This window comes from Enterococcus canis NBRC 100695 (assembly GCF_001544375.1).
In the GTDB taxonomy this organism is placed as follows: Bacteria; Bacillota; Bacilli; order Lactobacillales; family Enterococcaceae; genus Enterococcus_H; species Enterococcus_H canis.
This window is the reverse complement of record NZ_BCQJ01000008.1, coordinates 23,414-48,192: the sequence shown is the minus strand read 5'-3', so window position 1 is coordinate 48,192 and position 24,779 is coordinate 23,414. Positions and strand designations below refer to the sequence as shown.

General features: G+C 42.3%; 27 protein-coding genes and 1 tRNA gene. 23 read left to right on the top strand and 5 right to left on the bottom strand.

All coding sequences use genetic code 11. The annotated features are described in order from the left end of the window. Window positions 1-136: 136 nt before the first annotated feature. Window positions 137-1,537 carry a TrkH family potassium uptake protein gene (locus ECA01S_RS11060; RefSeq protein ID WP_067395382.1) on the bottom strand — a complete coding sequence of 467 codons (1,401 nt, stop codon included), beginning with the start codon at window positions 1,535-1,537 and terminating at the stop codon, window positions 137-139. A 187-nt stretch (window positions 1,538-1,724) separates the two neighbouring features. Here ECA01S_RS11060 and ECA01S_RS11055 point away from each other — a divergent pair, with 187 nt between their 5' ends. From ECA01S_RS11055 to ECA01S_RS11025, 7 genes are all read left to right on the top strand, one after another. Beyond that, a complete protein-coding gene (locus ECA01S_RS11055) occupies window positions 1,725-2,309 on the top strand; it encodes a thymidine kinase (protein ID WP_067395379.1) in 585 nt (194 codons plus the stop codon). Window positions 2,310-2,312: 3 nt separating this feature from the next. Next, window positions 2,313-3,386: a peptide chain release factor 1 gene (gene prfA, locus ECA01S_RS11050; RefSeq protein WP_067395376.1), complete on the top strand. Its 1,074-nt coding sequence runs from the start codon at window positions 2,313-2,315 to the stop codon at window positions 3,384-3,386. Next, window positions 3,379-4,215 (top strand): peptide chain release factor N(5)-glutamine methyltransferase, encoded by an 837-nt coding sequence (gene prmC / locus ECA01S_RS11045; RefSeq protein WP_067395373.1) that lies wholly within the window; start codon window positions 3,379-3,381, stop codon window positions 4,213-4,215. The genes prfA and prmC overlap by 8 nt, the downstream gene beginning before the upstream one ends. Before the next feature lie 181 nt (window positions 4,216-4,396). Beyond that, complete coding sequence (locus ECA01S_RS11040; protein ID WP_067395371.1) at window positions 4,397-5,410, top strand: L-threonylcarbamoyladenylate synthase; 1,014 nt, start codon at window positions 4,397-4,399, stop codon at window positions 5,408-5,410. Window positions 5,411-5,469: 59 nt separating this feature from the next. Beyond that, window positions 5,470-6,714: a serine hydroxymethyltransferase gene (glyA, locus tag ECA01S_RS11035; protein ID WP_067395368.1), complete on the top strand. Its 1,245-nt coding sequence runs from the start codon at window positions 5,470-5,472 to the stop codon at window positions 6,712-6,714. Between the two features lie 155 nt (window positions 6,715-6,869). Continuing rightward, entirely contained in the window at window positions 6,870-7,262 is a 393-nt protein-coding gene (locus ECA01S_RS11030; protein WP_067395365.1) for a DUF1093 domain-containing protein, read from the top strand. A gap of 282 nt (window positions 7,263-7,544) precedes the next feature. After that, complete coding sequence (locus ECA01S_RS11025) at window positions 7,545-8,174, top strand: LysM peptidoglycan-binding domain-containing protein (protein ID WP_067395361.1); 630 nt, start codon at window positions 7,545-7,547, stop codon at window positions 8,172-8,174. Between the two features lie 99 nt (window positions 8,175-8,273). Here ECA01S_RS11025 and ECA01S_RS11020 read toward each other — a convergent pair whose 3' ends face one another. Then, on the bottom strand, window positions 8,274-8,546 hold the full coding sequence (locus ECA01S_RS11020; protein ID WP_067395357.1) for a hypothetical protein: 273 nt from the start codon (window positions 8,544-8,546) through the stop codon (window positions 8,274-8,276). A gap of 302 nt (window positions 8,547-8,848) precedes the next feature. Next, a tRNA-Thr gene (locus ECA01S_RS11015) sits at window positions 8,849-8,921 on the bottom strand. Window positions 8,922-9,042: 121 nt separating this feature from the next. Here ECA01S_RS11015 and ECA01S_RS11010 point away from each other — a divergent pair. Next, on the top strand, window positions 9,043-9,291 hold the full coding sequence (locus ECA01S_RS11010) for a hypothetical protein (protein ID WP_067395354.1): 249 nt from the start codon (window positions 9,043-9,045) through the stop codon (window positions 9,289-9,291). Between the two features lie 85 nt (window positions 9,292-9,376). On the opposite strand, the gene ECA01S_RS13915 is transcribed toward ECA01S_RS11010, so the two are convergent. Both ECA01S_RS13915 and ECA01S_RS11005 read right to left on the bottom strand, forming a co-directional pair. Then, entirely contained in the window at window positions 9,377-9,490 is a 114-nt protein-coding gene (locus ECA01S_RS13915) for a DUF4044 domain-containing protein (RefSeq protein WP_071858985.1), read from the bottom strand. A 65-nt stretch (window positions 9,491-9,555) separates the two neighbouring features. Beyond that, the gene (locus ECA01S_RS11005) at window positions 9,556-10,512 is read right to left on the bottom strand and encodes a magnesium transporter CorA family protein (RefSeq protein WP_067395351.1); all 957 of its coding nucleotides are present in this window, start codon (window positions 10,510-10,512) and stop codon (window positions 9,556-9,558) included. A gap of 154 nt (window positions 10,513-10,666) precedes the next feature. Between ECA01S_RS11005 and ECA01S_RS11000 the strand changes: the two genes are divergently transcribed. The 15 genes from ECA01S_RS11000 (at window position 10,667) to ECA01S_RS10930 (ending at window position 24,765) form a co-directional block, all read left to right on the top strand. Beyond that, window positions 10,667-11,035, top strand: coding sequence for a DUF3397 domain-containing protein (locus ECA01S_RS11000; RefSeq protein WP_067395348.1), 369 nt, complete (start codon window positions 10,667-10,669; stop codon window positions 11,033-11,035). A gap of 185 nt (window positions 11,036-11,220) precedes the next feature. Beyond that, window positions 11,221-11,652, top strand: coding sequence for a division/cell wall cluster transcriptional repressor MraZ (gene mraZ / locus ECA01S_RS10995; protein ID WP_067395345.1), 432 nt, complete (start codon window positions 11,221-11,223; stop codon window positions 11,650-11,652). Between the two features lie 14 nt (window positions 11,653-11,666). Continuing rightward, window positions 11,667-12,620: a 16S rRNA (cytosine(1402)-N(4))-methyltransferase RsmH gene (gene rsmH / locus ECA01S_RS10990; protein ID WP_067395342.1), complete on the top strand. Its 954-nt coding sequence runs from the start codon at window positions 11,667-11,669 to the stop codon at window positions 12,618-12,620. A 14-nt stretch (window positions 12,621-12,634) separates the two neighbouring features. Next, window positions 12,635-13,021 carry a cell division protein FtsL gene (gene ftsL / locus ECA01S_RS10985; RefSeq protein ID WP_067395339.1) on the top strand — a complete coding sequence of 129 codons (387 nt, stop codon included), beginning with the start codon at window positions 12,635-12,637 and terminating at the stop codon, window positions 13,019-13,021. Then, on the top strand, window positions 13,021-15,234 hold the full coding sequence (locus ECA01S_RS10980; RefSeq protein ID WP_067395337.1) for a penicillin-binding transpeptidase domain-containing protein: 2,214 nt from the start codon (window positions 13,021-13,023) through the stop codon (window positions 15,232-15,234). Before ftsL ends, ECA01S_RS10980 begins: the two co-directional genes overlap by 1 nt. Before the next feature lie 22 nt (window positions 15,235-15,256). Further along, window positions 15,257-16,222, top strand: a complete 966-nt coding sequence (gene mraY, locus ECA01S_RS10975; protein WP_067395336.1) for a phospho-N-acetylmuramoyl-pentapeptide-transferase — start codon at window positions 15,257-15,259, stop codon at window positions 16,220-16,222. A 13-nt stretch (window positions 16,223-16,235) separates the two neighbouring features. Next, window positions 16,236-17,609: a UDP-N-acetylmuramoyl-L-alanine--D-glutamate ligase gene (gene murD / locus ECA01S_RS10970; protein WP_067395335.1), complete on the top strand. Its 1,374-nt coding sequence runs from the start codon at window positions 16,236-16,238 to the stop codon at window positions 17,607-17,609. Further along, window positions 17,606-18,700 carry an undecaprenyldiphospho-muramoylpentapeptide beta-N-acetylglucosaminyltransferase gene (gene murG, locus ECA01S_RS10965; RefSeq protein ID WP_067395333.1) on the top strand — a complete coding sequence of 365 codons (1,095 nt, stop codon included), beginning with the start codon at window positions 17,606-17,608 and terminating at the stop codon, window positions 18,698-18,700. Before murD ends, murG begins: the two co-directional genes overlap by 4 nt. A 6-nt stretch (window positions 18,701-18,706) precedes the next feature. Beyond that, the gene (locus tag ECA01S_RS10960; RefSeq protein WP_067395330.1) at window positions 18,707-19,684 is read left to right on the top strand and encodes a cell division protein FtsQ/DivIB; all 978 of its coding nucleotides are present in this window, start codon (window positions 18,707-18,709) and stop codon (window positions 19,682-19,684) included. A gap of 165 nt (window positions 19,685-19,849) precedes the next feature. Then, window positions 19,850-21,157: a cell division protein FtsA gene (gene ftsA / locus ECA01S_RS10955; protein WP_067395327.1), complete on the top strand. Its 1,308-nt coding sequence runs from the start codon at window positions 19,850-19,852 to the stop codon at window positions 21,155-21,157. 20 nt (window positions 21,158-21,177) lie between these two features. Further along, window positions 21,178-22,413: a cell division protein FtsZ gene (gene ftsZ / locus ECA01S_RS10950; protein WP_067395324.1), complete on the top strand. Its 1,236-nt coding sequence runs from the start codon at window positions 21,178-21,180 to the stop codon at window positions 22,411-22,413. 21 nt (window positions 22,414-22,434) lie between these two features. Then, on the top strand, window positions 22,435-23,106 hold the full coding sequence (locus tag ECA01S_RS10945; RefSeq protein ID WP_067395321.1) for a YggS family pyridoxal phosphate-dependent enzyme: 672 nt from the start codon (window positions 22,435-22,437) through the stop codon (window positions 23,104-23,106). Between the two features lie 13 nt (window positions 23,107-23,119). Next, on the top strand, window positions 23,120-23,686 hold the full coding sequence (locus ECA01S_RS10940) for a cell division protein SepF (RefSeq protein WP_067395318.1): 567 nt from the start codon (window positions 23,120-23,122) through the stop codon (window positions 23,684-23,686). Between the two features lie 11 nt (window positions 23,687-23,697). Beyond that, a complete protein-coding gene (locus ECA01S_RS10935) occupies window positions 23,698-23,961 on the top strand; it encodes a YggT family protein (RefSeq protein WP_245631219.1) in 264 nt (87 codons plus the stop codon). A 21-nt stretch (window positions 23,962-23,982) separates the two neighbouring features. Then, window positions 23,983-24,765, top strand: a complete 783-nt coding sequence (locus ECA01S_RS10930; RefSeq protein ID WP_067395315.1) for a YlmH family RNA-binding protein — start codon at window positions 23,983-23,985, stop codon at window positions 24,763-24,765. Window positions 24,766-24,779: the final 14 nt, after the last annotated feature.

Sequence of the window (24,779 nt, the reverse complement as noted above, 5' to 3'; positions counted from 1 at the left end):
CTAAATCAAACTCGCGTTTGTAATCTCACCTATCTTACCATAATTCAGCTTAAAAATTAACGGCCTTTACTTTTCCTTAAGCTTGCCAAAAAAAGAGCAAAGGCTCCTCATTAGAAGCTGCTTTGCTCAGTCGGCGTTAGCCAATGATAATTTTTTCTGAAGGGTATTCGTAGCCTTGATCTCGTGTTTCTTTTGGTACAAAAAGGATCAGAGTATACAACATCCCAATCCGCCCGATAAACATCAACAGGGCAATCATGATTTTACCGCTTAAACTTAAGCTGGCGGTGATTCCTAGGGAAAGACCGGTAGTTCCAAACGCCGAGGCGACTTCTACAATGATAGCAATCAAAGGATGACTCTCAGTTGCACTTAAAAACAAGACGGCGAAAAAGCACATAATCAAAGAAAGGTTGAAGACCACCACTGACTTTTTCAAATCATCATCATCAATTCGGCGCCCAAAGATATTGATATTGGTTTCACTTTTAATGAAGGAATACATATACAGCCCTAAGATAATGATCGTGGTGGTACGCACGCCGCCGCCCACCGAACTAGGACTACAACCAATAAACATCAATACAGAGAAGACCATGAGGGTGGTCACCTGAAAATCGTTTAGATCATTTAACTGTAGCCCGGCATTACGGGTAGTCATGGAATAGAACATGGAAGTGATCCACTGCTGGACACCGCTCATTCCTTGGAACAAATGATCTTTTTCTAATAAGTAAATCAGTAAGGTACCACCAACAAACAGCAGGACAAAGGACAAAAGTGCCAATTTACTAAACAGTGAAAAGCGGAAGGGCAAGCCATGCTTAGTTTTTTTGTAGAATAGCCACTCGCGAATCTCCATCAAGACGGGAAAGCCGATACCGCCAATGAAAATCAAAAACATGATAATCAAAAGAAAGGGATAGTCTTGAGCAAAGGGCATAATGGAGTCTCCCGTTACGTCAAAGCCTGAGTTGGTTACGGCTGAAATTGATTGGTAAAAGCCGTAAAAAATTGCTTTCCCCCACGATTCATAGTAGCCACGATAAATGAAATATAAGGAAAAGACGATTCCAAAGAATACTTGGAAATAAATCAAAATCGCCAACGTGACCCGAATCAACCGCACAATACCACTAAGGCGGGGTTGGTTCATATCGGCCATAATCAGCTGCCGCTGTTTTAAGGAGATCCGCCTTTTAGAAACAATGAAGAAAAAAGTCGAGATCATCATAATCCCTAAACCACCAATTTGAAATAGGATTTCTAGCAGGACAACTCCACGGTCATTGAAGACGCTATTGATGTCGAAGGTAGTCAAGCCGGTGACACTGACGGTACTAACCGCCATGAAAATCAAATCCATCACACCCACGTGGGAATCAGGTTCCCGAAAGAATGGCAGATTAAATAAGATGAAGGAAACCACCGTCATCAGGAGGTAATACGAAACGATCACTTGGATCGAGGTGATACTACTGGCAGAAAAACGCTGATACTTGCGTTTTAAGAGCCAATAGGAACGCTCTAGATTCATGAAAAGACTCCTATGTTTTTTCTTCTATTATACCAAAATCAAGGTTAGCTGCCGCAAGTTTCTGTTAATGTAAAGAAATTCAGCTCCAATACTGTAAAAAAGTGGGATTTTCGGCTATAATCAAAACTGGTGCAAATTGCCTTAAGTGGGCGACTGCCCCGAAATGAGATCAACTGGAAGTGAAAAAATGGCGCAATTATTTTTTAAATACGGTGCAATGAATAGTGGTAAGACAATTGAAATCTTAAAAGTCGCCCACAATTATGAAGAACAAAACAAACCGGTGGTAATTATGACCAGTGGCTTGGATACCAGAGACGGTGTAGGTTATGTTTCCAGCCGGATCGGGTTAAAGCGCGAAGCCATCCCCATCTTTGCTGAAACGGATGTCTATGCGCTGATAGCTGCTCTGCCGGCAACCCCTTATTGTATTTTGATTGATGAAGCGCAGTTTTTAAGCAAACAGCACGTAGATGCCTTTGCTCGTATCGTGGATGAATTAAATATCCCGGTGATGGCATTTGGGCTGAAAAATGATTTTCGTAATGAGCTATTTGAAGGCTCTAAATATTTGTTATTGTATGCCGATAAGATTGAAGAATTGAAAACAATCTGCTGGTTCTGCCATAAAAAAGCTACGATGAATCTGCATTACATCGACGGCAAGCCAGTTTATGAAGGCGATCAGATCCAAATCGGAGGTAATGAGGCGTATTACCCAGTCTGTCGCAGACACTATGCCCACCCGCCGATTGAAGAAGGAAAGGAGTAACCTATGTACGATCAGTTACAATCAATTGAAGACCGTTATGAAGAACTAGGTGAATTGCTAAGCGATCCTGCAGTCATTTCAGACACGAAACGGTTTATGGAATTATCAAAAGAAGAGGCCAATACCCGGGAAACGGTGGAGGTTTACCGTCGCTATAAGGAAGTCGTCCAAGGAATCAAGGATGCTGAAGAATTACTAGGAGAAAACTTGGACCCTGAGATGGCAGAAATGGCTAAAGAAGAACTTTCTGACTTGAAAAAGGAAAAAGAAGTTTTAGAAGACCGCATCAAGATTTTGCTATTACCAAAAGACCCCAATGATGATAAAAATATTATCATGGAAATTCGAGGAGCAGCCGGTGGGGACGAAGCAGCGTTGTTTGCTGGCGACCTCTTTAATATGTACCAAAAATACGCAGAAAGCCAAGGCTGGCGGACTGAGGTTCTAGAAGCTAATGTGACAGGAATCGGCGGCTATAAAGAAGTTATCATGATGATTACGGGGGAAAGTGTCTTTTCAAAATTGAAGTACGAAAGTGGCGCGCACCGCGTGCAACGGGTACCTTCAACTGAATCACAAGGACGTATCCATACATCAACTGCCACCGTAGTCGTGATGCCTGAAGCCGAAGAAGTTGAAATCGATATTGAAGACAAAGATATTCGGACGGATATTTATCATGCCTCTGGTGCCGGTGGTCAGCACGTCAATAAGACGGCCTCAGCAGTCCGCTTGACGCACATTCCAACGGGGATTGTTGTGGCAATGCAGGATGAACGTTCGCAATTGAAAAACCGTGAAAAGGCCATGAAAGTCTTACGGGCACGGGTTTATGACCAAATTCAACAAGAAGCGCAAAGTGAATATGACGCTAACCGAAAATCAGCTGTGGGGACTGGCGATCGTTCAGAACGGATTCGGACCTATAACTTCCCGCAAAACCGTGTGACCGATCATCGTATCGGCTTGACCATCCAAAAATTAGACCAAATCTTGGCTGGAAAACTGGATGAAATCATCGACGCATTGATTCTGTATGATCAAACCAGTAAGCTAGAAGAAATGCAAAATGGCTAAAACCTATTATGAAGTCCTGAATAGGGCTTCTTCTTTTTTAACCAGTCAAGGAAAAGAAGGGGCCGCTATTCTATTTGTCTTTTTAGGACGTAAAGGTTGGTCAAAAACTGATTGGCTTTTGCAGATGAAAGCCGCAATTTCTCCTGAAGAAATCGCGCAGGTGGAGCAAGATACCGAAGCCTTACTAAAGGATGTCCCACCTCAGTATTTATTAGGCTTTGAAGAATTTTACGGTCGCCAGTTTCAAGTGACACCAGCGACCTTGATTCCGCGTCCTGAAACAGAAGAATTGGTGGAGTTGGTGCTGGCACAGGTGTCTGATGAACAATTACGTGTAGTGGATATCGGTACTGGCACCGGTGTTATTGCCATCTCCTTAAAGTTGGCGCGACCAAATTGGCAAGTGACGGCGGTGGACCTTTCTACTGAGGCGCTAGCTGTCGCCGAGGAAAATGCCCGCCAATTAGCCGCTGACGTGCGTTTTTTAGCAAGCGACGTTTTAGGTGCTGTCAATGAAGTGGATGTCATCGTGTCAAATCCGCCTTATATTGCCGCAGATGAGTGGCGGGAGATGGATGCCAGTGTGCGAAAGTTTGAGCCCAAAATGGCGCTCTTTGCTGAGGATAATGGCTTAGCTATTTACCGGCAAATTGCCCAAGAGGCACAGCAAAAATTATCAGTTAACGGTCAAATCTTTTTAGAGATTGGCTATCAGCAAGGGGCCGCTGTCAAAGCGTTGTTTGAAGCAGCCTTTCCTGACAAAAAAGTACAACTGCATCAAGACCTATCCGGACATGACCGAATGATTCAAGTGGGGAATTGTGGATAAAAATTTTTTAATCCCCATTTAAAAAATAAAAGAACAGGATAACAACGGGATTTATTACCATAAAAGAGGTTATCAACAGAGTTATCCACTATTGACAAATGAATTGTCCACAGTTCGTGGATAACTTTGTTGAAAAGTGGATAAAATCAAGATTTTAAGAAAAAAAGGGTGTGAATAAACTGTGGATACAAAAATTTATCAAGCAGATGAATTGTCAGAAGCGGTAGCTGCAATCAAAGCTGGTCAGTTGGTGGCCTTTCCCACGGAAACGGTCTATGGATTGGGTGCTGACGCGCAAAATGAAGCAGCGGTCAAGCAGGTTTATGCGGCCAAAGGACGTCCCAGTGACAATCCGCTGATTGTTCACGTTTCGTCCTTTGAGCAAGTGAAAGCGTTTGTGGATAACTTTCCAGTAATTACCGAAAAATTAGTCGAAACTTTCTGGCCGGGACCGTTGACTTTGATTTTTCCAATCAAACCAGGCACATTACCGGCAGTGGTGACGGGTGGTTTATCCACAGCAGCTTTTCGTATGCCAAATAACAAAAAAACCTTGGCCCTAATTGCACAAAGCGGTAGACCAATTGTCGGTCCTAGCGCAAATACTTCTGGTAAACCTAGCCCTACTACGGCTGAGCATGTCTATCATGATTTGAAAGGTAAAATTGCGGGCGTTCTAGATGATGGTTCGACTGAAATCGGCGTGGAATCGACCGTTCTGGATCTTTCTCAAGCAGTACCCATGATTTTACGACCAGGAGCCATTACTGAAGAAGCTTTAGCGGCAGTGATTGGTCCCGTAGCAATCGACGGTCATCTCGTTAGCGCTGAAGAAGTACCAAAAGCGCCAGGCATGAAATATCGGCACTATGCCCCACAAGTACCGGTGCAAATAGTAGAAGGAGCTGATTGGCAGGCAGCGCTAGCCTGGGCGGCTGCAAGACAGCAACGTCCTGGTATTTTAGCCGATCAAGCAGTGATTGCTGCTTTTCCAGCAGTGCCTCATTTTGAATTAACCACTGACAACGATGTCGCAACCGCTGCGCAACGCTTGTTTGCTGGGCTACGTTATTTTGATGAGCAGCCTATTGACGTCCTATTTGTACAAGGCTTTGCTGAACAAGGCATGGGTGTCGCCTATATGAATCGTTTGAAGAAAGCCGCCTCAGGAAATTTTTTTACTAGTGGAACCTGAAGTCTTCCTTTTTAGAAGAGCTATGATACAATCATAAAAAAGGAAAATGAGGTGTTGGCATGGATTATAAAGCATTTGATCCGGATTTATGGGTCGCAATCGAAAAAGAAACGAAGCGACAAGAAGGCAACTTGGAATTGATTGCTTCTGAAAATGTTGTTTCTAAGGCGGTAATGGCAGCACAAGGCAGTATTTTGACGAACAAATATGCAGAAGGTTATCCTGGCCGTCGCTATTATGGTGGCTGCGAATTTATTGATGTGGTGGAAAATCTGGCAATCGACCGCGCCAAGGAACTTTTTGACGCTAAGTTTGCTAACGTCCAACCCCATTCTGGGTCACAAGCCAATACGGCTGCTTATCTGGCGTTAATTGAGCCTGGTGATACAGTATTAGGGATGGATCTTTCAGCTGGTGGTCACTTGACCCATGGTTCTCCCGTCAATTTTAGTGGGAAAACCTATCACTTTGTCAGCTACGGGGTCGATCCAACAACTGAAGTTATTGACTATAATGTGGTGCGAATTTTAGCTCGAGAACACCAGCCTAAACTAATCGTTGCAGGTGCTAGTGCTTACTCCCGTACCATTGATTTTGCTAAATTCCGTGAAATTGCGGATGAAGTGGGCGCTCGTTTAATGGTAGACATGGCACACATCGCAGGGCTAGTGGCCAGCGGCCTGCATCCCAACCCTATGCCGTATGCTGATATCGTGACGTCTACCACGCATAAGACGTTAAGAGGCCCACGAGGCGGCCTAATTTTAACGAATGATGATGAGTTAGCGAAAAAAATCAACAGCAGTGTTTTCCCTGGGATTCAAGGGGGACCTTTGGAGCATGTGATTGCTGCTAAAGCAGTCGCTTTTAAAGAAGCCATGACGCCTGACTTTAAAGAATATAGTCAGCAAGTGATACAAAATGCACAGGCGATGGCGAAGGTCTTCAACCAGGCACCAGAGGCTCGTCTGATTAGTGGTGCAACGGATAATCATTTGTTGCTGATTGATGTTACCGGCTTTGACCTAAATGGGAAAGAGGCTGAAAATATTTTAGATAGCGTCAATATTACGGTGAACAAAAATAGTATTCCGTTTGAAACACTGAGTCCTTTCAAAACAAGCGGGATTCGTGTCGGGACACCAGCCATCACCAGCCGCGGTTTCAAAGAAGAAGACGCCGTAGAAGTGGCCAAATTGATCGTCAAAGCATTACGGGAACACGCAGAGCCGGCTAAAATGGACGAAGTTCGCCAAGAAGTCCAAGCTCTAACCGCGAAATATCCATTGTATCCTGAAAATTAATTCGATACCTTTCTTATGGGAGCTAGTTTACTCATAAGAAAGGTTTTTTGTTTGCGGCATGGACCTTTCAAAAATGTTCGTTTATCCTTAGTCGCCTGTTCGTGCAATTTTAAAGCGAGAGGTATAGACTACTTTAATAGGAGATGATAAACAAGATGAAGAAAATTATTGCAGTAGTCGCGGTCATTGTTGTCGCGTTTCTAGGCTATCAAGGCTACCATTATTACGAAAGTACCTATGTAGGTACGGATACCTATGCGGTAGTACCGGAACAAGTTCCTGAGAAAAAAGAGCTGAAGAGTGATTCGGGGGAGTTAATTAAAGAAGACGGTGTTCAGCTTTATACATACCATTACCAATTGTCAGGGGTTACTAAGGATGGAAAAGTGCGAGAAATGTCCTTTGAAGTAGATGGAGTGGATCCTAAACCACTACAACCCAATTCAGTTATTAAAGCCTCTGTTTCAGAAAAAAGAGTCGTCAAAGGTCCCTGGACGATCAAAAATACGGAAGTGCCAGCCGAAATTCAATCAAAAATAGGCCTGTAAATTAAAAGAATTGCCTCAACCTTTGAGTAAAAATCTCAAAAAATGGTTGCTGCAGTTCTTTTTTTGTTAAATTGAAATTTAAAAAAACTAGGTTTTTAGAAAACGATTTAATCGCCTAAATAGCGGTATTTAGCGGTTTTTGTCAGACTTTTCTTGCACTTTTTTGTAATCTTTTGTTACGAGATTAATGACATTTTTCAATGGAATTGCAATTGTCTTGAAACATTGAAACAGTATTCTAAGACTCGTACCACAAATACCGAAAAGAGAGGATTTTTTCACTTGAAGAAATTTATTTTTACGTTAGCTGTCGGCGCAGGATTTTTATTAGGCGGTAATGCCGCTTTTGCTGCAGAACAAACTCATGTTGTCCAACCAGGAGATTCACTATCTTCTTTATCCATTGAATATGGTACTACCATCGACTCCTTGTTGGGGTGGAACCCACAAATCACTAACCCAGATTTGATTTTTGATGGGGATACGTTAGTCGTTGCTAGTGACGAAGCGCCTGTTAAAGAAACTACTGAAGAAGTTGCAACAGCAGCGCCAGCTGAAGAAGCGAGCCAACCAGCTCAACCAGCTGCAGAAGAAACAACAGAAGTTGCAGCGACAGAAGCAGTTAGTCAACCGACATCTGGTTCTGGTGTATTGAACCCAGTGGATGGTGTTAATTATTACAATGGTGTTTATGAAACCTACTATTCACAACAAGTTCTACCTGGTGGTGGCTTGAATATTCCTGGGCGTCATGTGGCAGCTGATGGCACAATCCGTGATGCGGATGGCTATATCGTTGTAGCCAGCGACAATCAAGCAAAAGGTTCAACCGGTGAATCATCATTAGGCGCTTATAAAGTCTATGATAATGGTGTCGGCCATAATGGTATCGACGTATATACGAACTGGTAAAATTGAAATAAAGCAAAATCTCCACACGACTTAAAAGTTGTGTGGAGATTTTTGTAGTAGATTTATATTTTAAAGTAACGGGCGCAACTAAGTAAGAAGCTACGAACGATTTTTATGCGGATAGCGGGAATGTGCAAATTCGTAGCGAATCATAGACTCTCCCAAGATTCGGTACTGTTTAACGACAAATTGTCCGCGAGCATTGCTGACACCTTGCAAAGCGACATGACTACCTTCCGTGGCATCTGCCAAGAAATTCAGGGAATGCTGTGCAATCAAACAACTACGTCCGGCTAAAGTAAAGCGTACTAATGGCCGGGAGCTATATTGAAGAATCTTTAATTTTGAGATTGTGCCCACAAGCTGTTCCATTATTCTCACCTCACTTTTATTATACGAACAAACGTTCGATTTGTAAAGCGTGCGAACTAGGAAGCGGACAAAAAATTAAGCTAGTGTTTGTGGCATAGTAAGCTAGCGTATGAAAAAAGCCCGCTTAAAAAGCGAGCTGGTACAGAGAAGCGTTAGGAAGAGCAAAGGTGAATCCTGCTAGTAGCTAGCGAATAATCTATTCATAGTAATCTATTCATAGTAATCATAAATCTCTGCCCCAAAATGGAATTTAGGTCAAATACATAAAAAAAGAAACCTTGATTCATCAAGGTTTCTAGCTATGCCAACTGCAGGGATCGAACCTGTGACCTACGCGTTACGAGTGCGTTGCTCTACCTACTGAGCTAAGTTGGCGAAACACAAAAAGAATTATAAAATGAATCTTGAAAAATGTAAAGTAAAAAAGATGCTTTTTTCAAAACATGTGTTTTATTTTGATATTTGTGATAAGCTATAGGAGAAAGGAAGGTTTTTTATGGCAACTTTTGGAAGAAAAACTCCGGATGTTGGGCCATCAGACCTGGGTAAAGCCTTCAGTGTCGATACACCTGTGACTTTCACCGTCTATGGCCGTCCGCAAACGGGGCGGGTCGCAAAGCAACTAAAAAATTCAGCTGTTGTAGAGATAGATGAAACACGTGACAATGCTGAATTAGTCAATCAAAGTAATGGTGTGGTCTTGATCAACTATAAAAAGCTACAGAAAGTCGAATCAGATCATTAGTTCTGTATAACTAAAAAATACCCAAACACTGGCAACTATCGAGGAATTGCTAGTGTTTGGGTATTTTTGTTGCTTACAGGCGTTACTACATGACCGCTGCGATGCCTGCTAAAATTGCAGAACCGATAGTTACGATCAGCATTAACCAGACGACTACTTTTGTGATTTTTTGAAAACGACTCATTTTTTTATCGTTCATGCTATGCCACATCCTTTGCTCATTGAGTAGTGTACAATGATTTGGCAAAATTCACAAGAGAGTTGCTACAAAAGGTTCTTTTTTTTCAATGTGCGAATGGCTAGCACACAAAGAATGGTAGTTAAAATGAAAATCCACCAAAAGGCATCTTCACGGTTAGCAAAGGGCAGCTTGACGTTCATACCGAAAACGCCGCCAATAATCGTTGGAATAGTTAAAACAATTGTCAAAGAAGTCAAAATCTTCATGACGTTGTTTAGATTATTGGAAACAATGGCTGAAAAGGTTTCGCTGATCTTGTCCACAATCTGCATTTGAATTTGCGTGGTAGTCAGCGCCTGCCGGGTCTCCACGATGACATCGTGTAAACGGGGGAGATGCTGTTGAGAATTTTCAAACACCCGAGCTTTGTAGAGAGCTCCCAACACATCTCGATTGGCTTTTAGAGCGGCCTCAAAGTAAACGAGGCTTTTCTGGAAGTCCATGACTTGATAAAGCTGTTTATTTTGAGTAGTGACCTGCAATTCACTTTCTAAACTATCAGTTTTTTCACCTAAAGTTTTCAAGTAGTCATTATAGGAAAGCGATAAAAACCAAGCAAGATGTACGACGATTTCTTCTTGTAAATGTTCCTTTGATAGATCATATTGACTATTCATGGCTTTTTGAATAAAATCAGCAGGGTGGTTGGCAACGCTAATGACCTTATTATTCGTTGTCATAATCAGTGCTAATGGATAAGTATTCAGTTGGTTGTATCCGCTAGGACTGAGACTTTTCACGGGGTATTGCAATAGTAAGAGCGCAGGCTCCTCCAATGAATTTTGATGAAGTCCTTCAAACCGCGAATTTTCATCATCATCTAGAATCCCGGTAACATAATCATGAGGTAACTGATAAGTCGAAATCAGATAATCGATTTCTTCTTTAGTAGGCTGCTCCGCGCAGATCCACACGACATCCTTTGTATCCTCATGTTGGTTGATAAATTGGTTTTCTTGCAGCGCTAAAAAGTTCAGCACATGTCTCGCCTCCTTCTCTTTCAGTATAACGGAAACGAGCAATCTTGGCTGTTAGAAAACCTTCTTATAAGCGAAAGAGATTTTTAAAGTAAATGAAACACCAATGTAATGTTTATACAGTATAGTATCAATAGTGAAAAGAGATTGTGAGGGAATGTATTTGTTGTCAGCGGCTATGCTTTTTTGGTATGTATTTCCAGTTATTGTTCTATTTGCCTGTAATTTTTTGATCTCCACTTTTTCTTTGACAGAGCGGTTCCACATCCGGACACCGGATATAGCAACGCCTTTTCTATTACTGGGTCTCCATGAAGTTTCCAGGGATACGTTTGCGGTCTCCATTGTGCCTTACTTTTTGATTACCATCTTATTAGTAGGGATTGGGGTAGCCGTTTTTCATGCCTACTACTATGGCGACTTGGAGTATCGTCGTTTTTTCAAGATGTTCTGGCGATTGACTTTTTTGATCACCTTGATCGTGTATCTGTTAATGATCATTTTGAATATTATACATTCACTGTAGGCGGATCTGAGGACCCGCCTATTTCTGCGTTATAGCAAGCTTTTCTAAGATGATAAACAGTTAAAAAATATTACATTTTTTTTAAATAACAATTTATATACATATGCCTTCTGATTTCCGGTGGTAGAAAGTGGTGGATTGTGGTAGACTGTTTTTATCGAGTGGGGGAAGCGGGTGAAGTCTAGATGTTTATGGGTGAATTTCAACATAATATCGATGCAAAAGGCCGATTAATCGTGCCTTCAAAACTTCGCGAAAAACTCGGCGAACGTTTCGTCGTAACCCGTGGCATGGACGGCTGTTTATTTGGCTATCCTCTCAGCGAATGGCAAAAGCTGGAAGAAAAACTAGCAGAATTGCCAATGGCGAAAAAGGAAACGCGGACATTTGTACGCTTTTTCTATTCAGCCGCTACTGAATGTGAAATTGATAAACAAGGAAGAATCAACATTCCTCAAACATTGCGGACCCATGCTAGTTTGGAAAAAGGGTGTGCCATTATTGGGGTTTCAAATCGAATTGAAATTTGGAATGAAAGTCGCTGGCGGGAATTTTCTGCTGAGGCCGAAGCTGATTTTGATGCGATTGCAGAAACAATGGTTGATTTTGGCTTTTAGAAAGAGGATCGAAGATGGCAGAGACATTTCAACACTATACAGTACTATTGAAGGAAACGGTTGATGGATTAGACATCAAACCAGATGGCATCTATGTAGACTGTACCTTGGGTGGTGCAGGGCATAGTGAATACCTTTTGTCTCAGTTGTCTGAAAAAGGCCATTTGTATGCCTTCGATCAAGATCAAAAAGCCATTGACCATGCTAAAGAGCGGTTAGCGCCATTTGTCGAGCAAGAAATGGTCACCTTTATCAAAGCTAATTTTCGTTATTTGACGGAACGCCTTGAAAGCGAAGGGGTTCATCATGTAGATGGAATCTTATATGATTTAGGGGTTTCCTCCCCACAATTAGACGAAGCCGCTCGCGGCTTTAGCTATCATCAAGATGCTCCGTTAGATATGCGAATGGATCAGTCGCAAGAACTGAGTGCATATCAAGTAGTCAATGACTATGAATACCACGATTTAGTAAAAATCTTCTACCGTTATGGGGAAGAAAAATTTTCAAAACAAATTGCGCGTGAAATCGAACGAGTTCGGGCTAAAGCCCCAATCGAAACAACTGGTGAATTAGTTGAAATTATTAAGACTGCGATACCCGCACCGGCTCGCCGTAAAGGTGGTCATCCGGCTAAACGAATTTTTCAAGCAATTCGAATCGCAGTGAATGATGAACTAGGTGCCGTTGAAGACTCTTTAGAGCAAGCCATTCACATAATCAAAAAGGGTGGCCGCATCAGCGTAATTACCTTCCATTCATTGGAAGATCGTATCGTTAAAACCATGTTTAAAGAATATAGTACACCTCAAGATCTGCCACCCGGATTACCTGTGGTGCCAGAGGAGTATCAACCAATCTTGAAGCTGGTGAATCGGAAACCTATTATGGCCAGCGAAACAGAATTAGCTGAAAATAATCGCTCTCGCAGTGCTAAACTGCGAATTGCAGAAAAAACCAAAGACTAGGAAGGGGTAAGCTCATGGCTGAATTGAAAAAGTTCGAAGAATATCAATTGGATATTCCGGTTATTGCAGAACCAGCCAAAGATCAACCCATAGAAATAGAAGTAACCACCACCTCGCCAAAGAAAAAACTACGTCATATTACCTATTTAGAACGAATCGTAGTAATGGCATTAGTCGTAGCTGGTGTCGCCTTAGCAGTAATGACGATCCAAATGCGCACCTCTGTGAACCAAACCTTGACTGATATCGGTCAAATCCAAAATGAAGTGAATACGACCAAAACGGATATTACGCGCCTTGAACAAGAAAAAGGGGAGCTGAGCCGTGCTGATCGTGTCCAAAAGATCGCCAAAGAAAAAGGCTTAAAAGATCATGCGGATAATATAAGGAAAGTGAAATAATGAAAGTTACCGAAAAAATTAAGCAGTACATTCGTAATAAAAATCTAAACCCAATGAACAATCGCAAAAAAGTCGGAATCATTCTTTTTGGTACGAGTATTGGATTGTTCTTTTTGTTTGCTTCCCGTTTGACTTATGTAGTCGTAGTAGGAAAAGTCGCTGGCGAATCTTTAGAGGCAAAGACTCAAGCTTTATATGAAGGAAGTCGTGTCGTCCAAGCCAAACGAGGGTCGATTTTGGATCGTTTTGGCAATCCGATTGCAGAAGATGCAACGTCCTACTCTGTTTACGCTATCCTTGATGAAACTTACACGGGCTTGGAAAAAAAGAAGTTATATTTAGAAGAGAAAAACTTTGCTAAGGTAGCGGAAGTTTTTAAGAAATATCTGAAAATCAAAGAAAGCAAAACGCTAGAATACTTAAACAATGGTATGGATCGTAAAAAAGCTGGTGAAGAAGTCTTCCAAGTCGAGTTTGGTAATGACGGCAAGAATATTTCCTTAAATACCAAAAATGAAATGGAAGCTGATCTTGAAAAAGCCGGCGTGGAGGGGATTCAGTTCAGTGAGCATCCTGCACGCATCTATCCTAATGGGACCTTTGCTTCCCACTTTATTGGTTTTGTACAACCAGCTGATGCTGAAAATGAAAGTAAAGGCCTGACTGGTGTTATGGGGGTTGAAAAGTCCTTTAATGATATCTTGAGCGGAACCAATGGCAAGATTTATTATGAAAAAGACCAATATGGGAATCCATTACCTGGAACGGTCGCTGAAGAGAAGAAAGCGGTAGATGGTCAAGACGTTTACACAACCCTGGATGCCCGTTTGCAATCTTATCTAGAAACATTAATGGATCAAGCAAACAAAAAATTTAAACCAGAAAATATGACGGCAATCCTAATGAAGGCTGACACTGCAGAAATTTTGGCAATGAGTCAACGCCCGACTTTTGATCCAGAAAAGCAACTGAAAAATGATGATCTATGGCGCAATATGTTAGTAGAAGACGCATACGAGCCAGGCTCAACTATGAAAATTTTGACAATGGCTGCAGCCTTGAATGAAGGCGTAGTGGATCCCAACGAAACATTTAAAGCGGGTACGATTAAATTGTATGACGCGACGATCAATGACTGGGACTTTGGTGAAAAGGGGTACCTAACCTACCGACAAGCCTTATCATGGTCCAGTAACGTTGGGATGGTCCACTTGCAAGAAAAATTAGGAGACAAGTGGCTAGATTATTTACATCGGTTTGATTTTGGTCAAAGTACCAACTCGGGATTGACCCCAGAATCATCCGGTTCAGTCCCAACTAATAACGCCGTGGATATGGCTATGAGTGCTTTTGGACAACAGGTCTCAGTGACTAATTTCCAAATGATGCGAGCTTTCACTGCAATCGCCAATGATGGTACGATGCTCCAACCACATTTTATTAGTAAAATCGTGGATACTCAGAAAAATAAAGAACGGGTCATTGGACCTGAAGTTTTGGGACAACCCGTTAGTGCAGAGGCAGCTAAAACTGTGCGAGAATTTATGATTGATACGACAGAAGATCCAGAATATGGGTTGGCTTATGATGTTTATAAAGTGAATGATGAGCATGTGGCAGCTAAAACCGGGACGGCACAGATCTACAACCCTGAAACTGGTGAGTATTATTTAGAAGGTACCAACTACATTTATTCCGTTGTGGAAATGGTGCCAGCTAATCAGCCGCGCTACATTCTCTACATTACAATGCAGCATCCAACTCAGGATTATGATAAAACCTCAATCGCAACGATTGCTAACCCGCTATTGAAACGAGCAATGGATTTGGAAGATCAAGATGCGCAAGTAACAGAAGATTTGGCAGAAGAAAAAGTTGAAGTAGCCGATTATCGTAATCTTTCTGGAGACGAGGCTGCTAGCGATGCGCGTCGTAATGGCTTGGAGCCGGTAGTAATCGGTAATGGCGAAAAAATCAGCGAACAGTCAACGAAGGCTGGCGAAAAATTATTACCAAATCAGCGACTGATCTTGCTGACAGGTGGCGAGCATTTGATGCCAGATATCACAGATTGGTCCAAAAATGATATTACCCATTTAGCAAAACTTTTGGGTATCACGGTTTCCTTCGAGGGTGAAGGATACGCAACCAAACAAAGCATTGCTCCGGGGGCTAAGGTCACAGATCAGTTGACCGTTACCTTGAGTCAATAAGCAGAATTTTAGGAGAGATAGTATGGAGTGGACAAAAATATTTTTACCGATCGCCAGTAGTTTCGCGATCACCTTTGCGGCAATGCCGTTATTCATTGGCTATTTTCAGATGAAGAAGCAAGGGCAAAGTATTCGTGAAGAAGGACCAACGTGGCATAACAGTAAAGCTGGTACCCCTACGATGGGTGGCTTTGTATTCCTCGTTAGTGCTTTTGTGACAGCGATTTGGGTGGGTGCTTGGTCGAAAGAATTGACACCATCCTTGTTCATCCTACTATTCATCCTCTTTTTATATGGTGCTTTAGGCTTTTTAGATGATTTCATCAAAATATTCCGTAAACGCAATATGGGCCTAAATTCATTACAAAAGCTAATTGGTCAAATTTTAGGTGCGGTCGTTTTCTACTTTGTTTATCGAAGCGAACAGTTTCCAGACTCCTTAAACTTCTTTGGTGTTGTGGAAATTCCTATGGGCATTCTTTACAGTTTGTTTGTAATCTTCTGGCTAGTAGGCTTTTCCAATGCGGTTAATTTAACCGATGGTATTGATGGCCTAGTCTCCGGGCTAGGGACGATTTCGTTTGCCACCTACGCCATTATTGCTTGGAAGCAACAACAGTATGATGTGTTCATCGTTTGTTTGAGTATTATTGGTGGCCTGATTGGCTTTTTCCCTTATAACCGTAAACCAGCAAAAATTTTTATGGGAGATGTTGGTTCCCTTGCTTTAGGGGGACTGTTAGCTGCTATTTCGATTTTATTGCGGCAAGAGTGGACATTACTTCTGGTGGGACTAGTTTATGTGATTGAAACTGCCAGTGTGATGCTGCAAGTAGCATCCTTCAAATTAACAGGCAAACGCTTGTTTAAAATGTCACCGATCCACCACCACTTCGAAATGAGCGGTTGGACCGAATGGAAAATCGACGGGATCTTTTGGCTGGTGGCGCTCCTATGCTCCGCATTGACCTTATGGATTCTTTACTAAGGAGAACAGTAAGATGAAAAAAGTGACGAACTATGAAAACCAAAAAGTCCTAGTTTTAGGGTTAGCAAAGAGCGGCGTAAGTGCGGCTCTTTTGCTGCATGAGCTAGGGGCATTTGTAACAGTAAATGACGGTAAACAATTTGATCAAAACCCTGACGCCCAAGACTTATTAAGCTTGGGTATTCGTGTTGTTACGGGTGGTCATCCAATTGAATTATTGGATGAAGATTTCTCGTTGATGGTCAAAAATCCCGGTATTCCATATACCAATCCGTTAGTCGTAAAAGCTCAAGAAAAAGGAATCCCAATTATTACAGAAGTTGAATTGGCTTATGAGATTGCGGAATGTCCTATTATCGGTATCACTGGCACGAATGGTAAAACAACTACGACAACCATGATTGCCCAATTACTGAATACGGAGCGAGCAAACGGGTTGGCTCGTTTATCAGGTAATATTGGTTTTCCCGCTAGCTCCGTCGCACAAGAGGCAACTAAAGATGACGAGCTGGTGATGGAGCTTTCTAGTTTTCAATTATTGGGCATTACACAGTTCCATCCGCAAATCGCGGTAATCACGAATTTATACGAAGCACATATTGATTATCATGGTACACGAGAAGAATACGTAGCAGCAAAATGGCGTATTCAAGAAAATATGACGGCGGCTGACCAGTTGATTTTAAATTTTAATCAAGTGGAGTTACGAGAATTAGCCAAGTCAACTAAGGCTACGGTGGTACCATTTTCCACCACGGAAAAAGTGGCGGGGGCCTATCTGGCTGAAGGGAAATTATTCTATCTGGAAGAAGAAATCATGCCAGCAAGTGATTTAGGCGTGCCGGGAAGTCATAACATCGAAAATGCTTTAGCGGCTATTGCAGTAGCAAAATTACGAGGAGTACCTACCGCTGCCATCCGGCATGCGTTAAGTCTATTTACGGGTGTACCACACCGAACACAATATGTTGGCGAAATCAACGGTCGTCGTTTTTATAATGATTCAAAAGCGACTAATAGCTTGGCAACTGAGAAAGCTCTAGCAGGCTTTGAACGTTCCAATTTGATTTTATTGGCTGGTGGTTTGGACCGAGGCAATGAGTTTGATGAATTAGAACCCTATTTAACCGGGTTGAAAGCAATCGTTCTTTTTGGCGAAACGAAAGAAAAATTACAAAAGACGGCTGAAAAAGCTGGCGTAGCGGTAATTGAATTGACGGAAAATGCCGAAACGGCCGTGCCTATTGCCTATCGTTACTCTGAACCTGGAGATACGATTCTCCTATCTCCAGCCAATGCCAGCTGGGATCAATACACCAACTTTGAAATTCGTGGCGAGCGCTTTATGCAAGCAGTAGCTCGTTTGAAAAAAGAGGTGGAACAATGAGAATCTTAATGACAGGTGGTGGCACCGGCGGCCATATTTATCCGGCACTCTCGTTTATCAAACACATGAAGATAATTCAACCAGATACAGAGTTTTTATATGTCGGTACTGAGCGTGGCTTGGAAAGCAAAATAGTCCCGCAAGCAGGTGTCCCTTTTAAGACCATCAAAATTCAAGGCTTCAAGCGTTCGCTTAGTCCAGAAAATTTTCGGACGGTCTACCTCTTCCTAAATAGTATTAGTAGAGCGAAAGCAATAATTAAAGAGTTTAAGCCAGATGTGGTAATTGGTACGGGTGGTTATGTATCAGGTTCAGTGGTTTATGCAGCGGCTAAATTAAAAGTGCCCACAATTGTCCATGAGCAGAACAGTGTACCGGGGATTACCAATAAATTTTTAAGCAAATACGTTGATCGTGTAGCCATTTGTTTTCCAGATGCTGCCAGTTATTTCCCTGATGAAAAAGTTGTCTTGACCGGGAACCCCCGAGCCCAAGAGGTAGTGGGAATTGCCAAATCAACGATTTTGAATCAGTACGATTTGCAGCAAGGAATACCCACAGCAGTGATCTTTGGCGGCAGTCAAGGAGCCTTGAAAATCAACCAAGCCTTTAGTGAAGCCGTTGGCAATTTTGAAGGCAAAAATTATCAAGTATTGTATGCCTCAGGCGAGCGCTATTATCAAGCATTTCAAGAACAAATGGCGGATCAGTTAAAACAACTGACTAATGTTAAAGTCGTACCTTATATTGAACAGATGCCGGAAGTTTTAGCAAATGTTGATTTAATGGTAGGACGCGCGGGAGCTACTTCGATTGCGGAGTTTACTGCATTGGGCCTACCGGCAATCTTGATCCCAAGTCCGTATGTTACCAATGATCACCAGACTAAAAACGCCCAAAGCTTAGCGAATGTCGGCGCCGTGGAGATGATTGCTGACAATGATCTTTCTGGCGAAAGGTTGACAGATTCAATAGAAAGTATTTTACTAGATGAGGACAAGCGCCAGCGTATGGCTGATGCCTCTAGAAAAGAAGGAATTCCAGATGCGGCGGACCGTTTGCTGAAGGTCGTCCAACAAATCGTAAAGTAGAAAGGAGTGAGCCCCATCAGTAATAAAGAAGATGAAAAGCATACTGATGAGTCAACGCTCACGCCATGGCAAAAAGAAAATCTGAAATACCAAAAAGAGCGCGGTGAGCAGGCAACTTGGGAACCTAAGGTATTGTCAAATGAAGAAGCGCCAGCTGAACCGGAGCTGGAAACAGAAGAGACACCGCTAGAAGAGACGCAGCCTTTGCCGCGAAAGCAATCTTTTGCCGATCGATTGCCTAATTTGAAAAAGGAACGGCATCGACGGTTACTAAAACGCATGGCTTTAATTATTTCACCATTTCTGATTGCAATCATCGGCTTGACTTATTATGTTTCGCCTTATAGTAAACTTGGCGTGGTTAAGGTGTCCGGTAATGAACATATTAAAGCAGCGGACATTGAGAAAGCTTCAAAACTAACCTTAGGCTCAGGTCTATGGGGACAATTTTCTAACCGTGGGCAAGCAGAGGCCGCTGTCAAAAAGAGCAATCCGCGGATTCAATCAGCACAAATCCAGTGGCAATTCCCCAATGAACTGGCGATAAAAGTAACGGAATATCCCGAAGTTGCTTGGTCATTACGGAAAAAAGAGTACTACCCAATCTTGGCAAATGGTGTTATCTTAGAAGAGTCTCAAAAGAAAATCAGCAAAGATTTGCCTGTTTTGGAGGGCTTTGAGGAACAAAAGACGATTGAAAGTTTTTTAAAAGCCTTCAAGAAACTGCCATCGGAATTGCAAAATGCAGTCTCTGAAATCCATTATGCTCCTTCAAAAGCCAATCCAGATTTAGTCCGTTTGTACATGAATGATAAAAATCAGGTGTTGGTGCCAATTGAAACGTTGGCAGAGAAGATGGCTTATTATCCTCAAGTGGCCAAACAAATGAAAGAGTCTGGGGTAATTGATATGGAGGCAGGAATCTTTTCTTATCCCTACGAAACTGAAAGCTCTGAAAACGATGTTGAAAATCAAGCAGAGTAAAATGAAAATTAAGAAAAAATAAAGAGAATAAATCAAGAATCAGCTTTCTAAATACCCTTGATTTATGGTAGAATTGGTAGAAGTGGACAATCAAAAAACTAATCGATGAAAACGAACATTTTTTGTTTGTATGTATAACGTAATTATTAGGAGGGAACCCCGTTCATGGCAAAGACAGGAATGTATGTTGGGCTGGATATCGGTACAACATCTGTAAAAGTTGTCGTGGCTGAATTTATTGAAGGCCAAATGAATATCATAGGTGTAGGGAATGCAAAATCAGAAGGGTTGAACAGAGGGATCATCGTGGACATCGATAAGACCGTTCAAGCCATTCAACGTGCCGTACGTCAAGCCGAAGAAAAAGCCGGCATCAAAATTACAACAGTAAGCGTAGGCTTACCAGCAAATCTTTTGGAAGTTGAAAACTGCCAAGGTATGATCGCTGTGAACAGTGAATCAAAAGAAATCACGGATGAAGATGTCCGCAATGTGGCATCAGCAGCATTAGTCCGTTCAACACCACCAGAACGTCAAATCGTGACAATCATCCCACAAGAATTTACAGTGGATGGCTTTGAAGGAATCAAAGATCCTCGCGGTATGATTGGTGTACGCCTAGAAATGTTTGGTTTAGTGTTCACAGGACCTAAAACTATCATTCACAATACACGTAAGTGTGTGGAAAAAGCTGGCTTGCAAGTAAGCGAAATGCTTATCAGCCCACTAGCTTTGACGGAAACGATTTTATCTGACGGTGAAAAAGATTTTGGTACAATCGTGATTGACATGGGTGGGGGTCAAACAACCACAGCCGTGATGCACGACAAACAATTGAAATTCACTCACGTAAATCAAGAGGGCGGCGAGTTTGTTACAAAAGATATCTCAATCGTTTTGAATACATCTTTTAACAATGCTGAAGCCTTGAAAATCAATTACGGCGATGCTTATCCAGAACGTACATCAGCTAGCGAAGAATTCCCAGTAGATGTGATTGGTAAAGCGGAACCTGTAAAAGTTGACGAACGCTATTTGTCAGAAATCATCGAAGCACGGATGGAACAAATCTTTAAGAAATCGAAAGAAGTTCTAGACGAAATCGATGCTTTGGAACTTCCTGGCGGCGTCGTTTTAACAGGTGGAGCTGCTAGCCTACCAGGCGTTGTCGATTTAGCACAAGAAATTTTTGAAACAAATGTTAAATTGTACGTGCCAAATCATATGGGCTTGCGTAATCCAGTTTTCTCCAATGTGATTAGCTTAGTGGAATATTCTGCTAACTTAAGTGATATTTATCAAATCACGAAGAGTGCCATCACTGGTGAAAAGACCGTACCCGTTCAACCTGTACAAGAACCAACTTATGACACTTACAAAGAACCAGAAGAAACGTTCGCACCGGAAGACGATGCTCAAAAGGGTGATGTCAAAGGCAAGATCAAAGATTTCTTCTCAAACATTTTTGATTAAGACTAGGAGGATACAGAATAATGGAATTTTCTCTTGATAACAACATCAACAACGGTGCAGTCATCAAAGTGATCGGCGTCGGCGGTGGCGGCGGCAACGCAGTTAACCGTATGATCGAAGAAAACGTCAAAGGCGTAGAATTCATCGCCGCTAACACAGATGTGCAAGCGTTGAAAAACTCTAAAGCAGAAACAGTTATCCAATTAGGCCCTAAATACACTCGTGGTTTAGGTGCCGGTTCACAACCTGAAGTCGGCCAAAAAGCGGCAGAAGAAAGTGAACAAGCAATTCAAGATGCCTTACAAGGTGCAGATATGATCTTTATCACTGCTGGTATGGGTGGTGGTACTGGTACCGGTGCGGCACCAGTCGTGGCTAAAATCGCTAAAGATTTAGGCGCCTTGACAGTCGGCGTGGTTACACGTCCATTTAGTTTTGAAGGACCAAAACGTGGCCGCTATGCAGCTGAAGGTATCGCCTTGTTGAAAGAAAACGTAGATACTTTACTGATTATCTCTAACAACCGTCTATTAGAAGTTGTTGATAAAAAGACGCCAATGCTAGAAGCTTTCCGAGAAGCAGATAACGTATTACGTCAAGGGGTTCAAGGAATCTCTGACTTGATTACTGCGCCGGGTTACGTGAACTTGGACTTTGCTGATGTGAAGACTGTCATGGAAAACCAAGGAACTGCTTTGATGGGTATCGGTGTTGCCAGCGGTGAAGACCGTGTAATCGAAGCAACTAAAAAAGCTATTTCTTCTCCATTGCTAGAAACTTCTATCGATGGTGCCGAACAAGTCTTGCTGAATATTACCGGTGGTTTGGATATGACGTTGTTTGAAGCGCAAGATGCTTCTGATATCGTAGCCAATGCCGCAACGGGTGACGTGAACATTATCTTGGGTACTTCAATCAATGAAGAACTAGGAGATGAAATCCGCGTAACCGTTATTGCAACTGGTATCGATCCAACAAAAAAAGAAAAAAAAAGCAGTCGCGCGCGTAGCAGCCAAATCCAATCCGTCCCACAAAAACCAGTTCTAGATATGGAACCGGCTAAGACGGATGAAGAAACAAATGGCGCATTTGGCGACTGGGATATCCGTCGTGACCAAAATGTTCGTCCGCGTGTTGACGAAACATCATTTGAAACAATTGAAAAGAAAGAATTTGAAACGTTCAATCGTGAAGAAGCACCAAGCAACGATGATGATGAATTGAATACACCACCGTTTTTCCGCAGAAAGCGCTAGGACTGGAAGGAAGCGAAGCACATGTTGGACTCTAATCTGAAGCATATCCAGACTCAGATCGAGCTGGCATGTGCTTCTGTGCATCGTCCACCAGAATCTGTAACGTTGGTTGCCGTTACAAAGAGTGTCGATGCTGCAATAGCTGCGAAATTGCCAGAACTGGGAATCTATCATTTGGCAGAAAACCGAGTCGATAAAATGATTGAGAAACAGGATGCGTTATCAAATAACAAAATTATTTGGCATTTGATTGGCAATTTACAGCGAAGAAAGGTAAAATTGATTATAAATAGGATCGATTATTTTCATGCACTAGACAGCCTGAAACTCGCGGCTGAAATCAATAAGCGTGCTGAAAAAACGATCAAGTGTTTTGTGGAAGTCAATATAGCTGGTGAGGAATCAAAGCAGGGATTAAATAAAATGGATGTGCTGACTTTTATTGAGGAATTACAACCATTTGAGAACATTGAAGTTGTTGGTTTAATGACAATGGCACCCTATGATGCGACTGATTCTGACTTGCACCAGTATTTCCATGAGTTGCAACTTTTGCAAGAAACGATCGCTGCTCGTCATTTCTCACATGCACCTTGTACGGAATTAAGCATGGGCATGAGCAATGATTACCCGATCGCGATTGCCGAAGGCGCTACTTTTGTCCGAATCGGAACAGCACTATATCAAGAATAAAGGAGGACAGCCAATGTCGATATTTAGTAAGGGTGCGTTATCATCATTCTTTGGCCTGTCTGATGATGAATACGAAGACTACGTCGCGCCACAGTCAAAACCAGCCTTAGTCAATGTGTCGTCTACATCAGCACAGGGCGGACGTCCCTCTGATCGTTACCGAACAGAACCACCTGTTCGCGAAACACGTCAGCAAACTCGTCCGCAACCAACGACTAGAACGGAACAACCGAAGGAAGAGAAGGTTGTGTCTATCCGTTCTAATCATATGAAAAAAGAGGTCAAAGCACCGACCGCCAGCAATAATAACAAAATTCGCATTATTGAACCAAGAGTTTATTCAGAAGCAATGAATATCGCCAAGTATATCTTAGCGAATGAAGCGGTATTAGTTAATTTCCATCTCGTAGAAGAGCCACAAGCTCGCCGCATCGTAGATTTCCTAACGGGGACTGTCTATGCCATGGATGGTGACATCCAGCGAGTTGGGGACGAGATCTTCCTTTGCACACCGACTAGTGTAGAGATCGATGGTGCTGCTCGGAGTTTAGTAGATGAGCAGATGTTTGATTTAAATTAGGAGGCTGCTATTTGTATCAATTATTGAGTTTATTGAATGACGCAGTGCAGATTTACACGTTTATTTTAGTGATCTATGCACTGTTATCATGGTTTCCCGGCGCGTATGACTCTGCGTTTGGTAGACTGATTGCTAAAATTAGTGAACCATACTTGAGTTTGTTCGACCGCTTGAATCTGCATATTGGGATGATTGATTTTACGATTATCGTAGCAGTGGTGGTCCTACAGTTGGCGGCCGGTGGACTATCAATTATCCTACGCATGTTTGTGTAGGCGTAAAAGGGGTAGAGGCAAGTGGATGCAAATGTTTATCAACATTTTCGAAAAGAAGAACATCCATTTATCGACACAGTGGGTGATTGGCTGGAACAAGTGACCAGTCAATATGCCCCTTTTTTGACTGATTTTTTGGATCCTCGCCAAATGTATATTTTAGAAACGCTCATTCGTCAAAATAGTGATCTAGCTTATACTTTTTATGGTGGTTATGAGCAGGCAGAGCGCAAACGCTGCTTAATCTATCCGGATTATTACACCCCGGAGACGACAGACTACGGCATTGCCTTGTTTGAAATTGTTTATCCGGTAAAATTCGCGACCTTGTCCCATGGAAAAATTTTAGGCACAATGATGAGTGTTGGGGTAAAACGAGAGTATTTCGGTGATATTATTTCGGATGGAGAACGTTGGCAGGTTTTTGTTGCCAATGAGGTGGCACATTACGTTACCTCGCAAATTGATAAAATTGGCCGGATCAGTGTTCGTTTGGAAGAGCGAGGCTACACCGATATTATCGTTCCTAAAGATGAATGGTCGCCAGAACGGACAACGCTCAGTTCTTTACGGCTAGATACGGTTATCTCTACTGTTTATAATATTTCACGTCAACGCTCAAAGCAGTTGGTTGAAGCAGGCAAGGTGAAAGTCAATTGGACCGAAAATATCCGACCAGATTTCTTAGTGGATTTGCTGGATATCATTTCAGTCCGTGGGTTCGGTCGGGTCCAAATCCAGGAATTAGAGGGTAAGACGAAAAAAGAGAAATATCGTGTGTTATTGGGTGTTTTGAGGAAATAATTAAAGAGGTGAGT

Bases quoted from the DNA above. Each gene is read 5' to 3' on its own strand.
- murD (WP_067395335.1), top strand. From the start codon at position 16,236: ATGAAAAAAGTGACGAACTATGAAAACCAAAAAGTCCTAGTTTTAGGG.
- glyA (WP_067395368.1), top strand. From the start codon at position 5,470: ATGGATTATAAAGCATTTGATCCGGATTTATGGGTCGCAATCGAAAAA.
- ECA01S_RS11010 (WP_067395354.1), top strand. From the start codon at position 9,043: ATGGCAACTTTTGGAAGAAAAACTCCGGATGTTGGGCCATCAGACCTG.
- rsmH (WP_067395342.1), top strand. From the start codon at position 11,667: ATGGCAGAGACATTTCAACACTATACAGTACTATTGAAGGAAACGGTT.
- prfA (WP_067395376.1), top strand. From the start codon at position 2,313: ATGTACGATCAGTTACAATCAATTGAAGACCGTTATGAAGAACTAGGT.
- ECA01S_RS13915 (WP_071858985.1), bottom strand. From the start codon at position 9,490: ATGAACGATAAAAAAATGAGTCGTTTTCAAAAAATCACAAAAGTAGTC.
- mraY (WP_067395336.1), top strand. From the start codon at position 15,257: ATGGAGTGGACAAAAATATTTTTACCGATCGCCAGTAGTTTCGCGATC.
- ECA01S_RS10980 (WP_067395337.1), top strand. From the start codon at position 13,021: ATGAAAGTTACCGAAAAAATTAAGCAGTACATTCGTAATAAAAATCTA.
- ECA01S_RS11030 (WP_067395365.1), top strand. From the start codon at position 6,870: ATGAAGAAAATTATTGCAGTAGTCGCGGTCATTGTTGTCGCGTTTCTA.
- ftsZ (WP_067395324.1), top strand. From the start codon at position 21,178: ATGGAATTTTCTCTTGATAACAACATCAACAACGGTGCAGTCATCAAA.
- ECA01S_RS11020 (WP_067395357.1), bottom strand. From the start codon at position 8,546: ATGGAACAGCTTGTGGGCACAATCTCAAAATTAAAGATTCTTCAATAT.
- ftsL (WP_067395339.1), top strand. From the start codon at position 12,635: ATGGCTGAATTGAAAAAGTTCGAAGAATATCAATTGGATATTCCGGTT.
- murG (WP_067395333.1), top strand. From the start codon at position 17,606: ATGAGAATCTTAATGACAGGTGGTGGCACCGGCGGCCATATTTATCCG.
- ECA01S_RS11060 (WP_067395382.1), bottom strand. From the start codon at position 1,537: ATGAATCTAGAGCGTTCCTATTGGCTCTTAAAACGCAAGTATCAGCGT.
- ECA01S_RS11055 (WP_067395379.1), top strand. From the start codon at position 1,725: ATGGCGCAATTATTTTTTAAATACGGTGCAATGAATAGTGGTAAGACA.
- ECA01S_RS11000 (WP_067395348.1), top strand. From the start codon at position 10,667: ATGTATTTGTTGTCAGCGGCTATGCTTTTTTGGTATGTATTTCCAGTT.
- mraZ (WP_067395345.1), top strand. From the start codon at position 11,221: ATGTTTATGGGTGAATTTCAACATAATATCGATGCAAAAGGCCGATTA.
- ftsA (WP_067395327.1), top strand. From the start codon at position 19,850: ATGGCAAAGACAGGAATGTATGTTGGGCTGGATATCGGTACAACATCT.
- ECA01S_RS10945 (WP_067395321.1), top strand. From the start codon at position 22,435: ATGTTGGACTCTAATCTGAAGCATATCCAGACTCAGATCGAGCTGGCA.
- ECA01S_RS10940 (WP_067395318.1), top strand. From the start codon at position 23,120: ATGTCGATATTTAGTAAGGGTGCGTTATCATCATTCTTTGGCCTGTCT.
- prmC (WP_067395373.1), top strand. From the start codon at position 3,379: ATGGCTAAAACCTATTATGAAGTCCTGAATAGGGCTTCTTCTTTTTTA.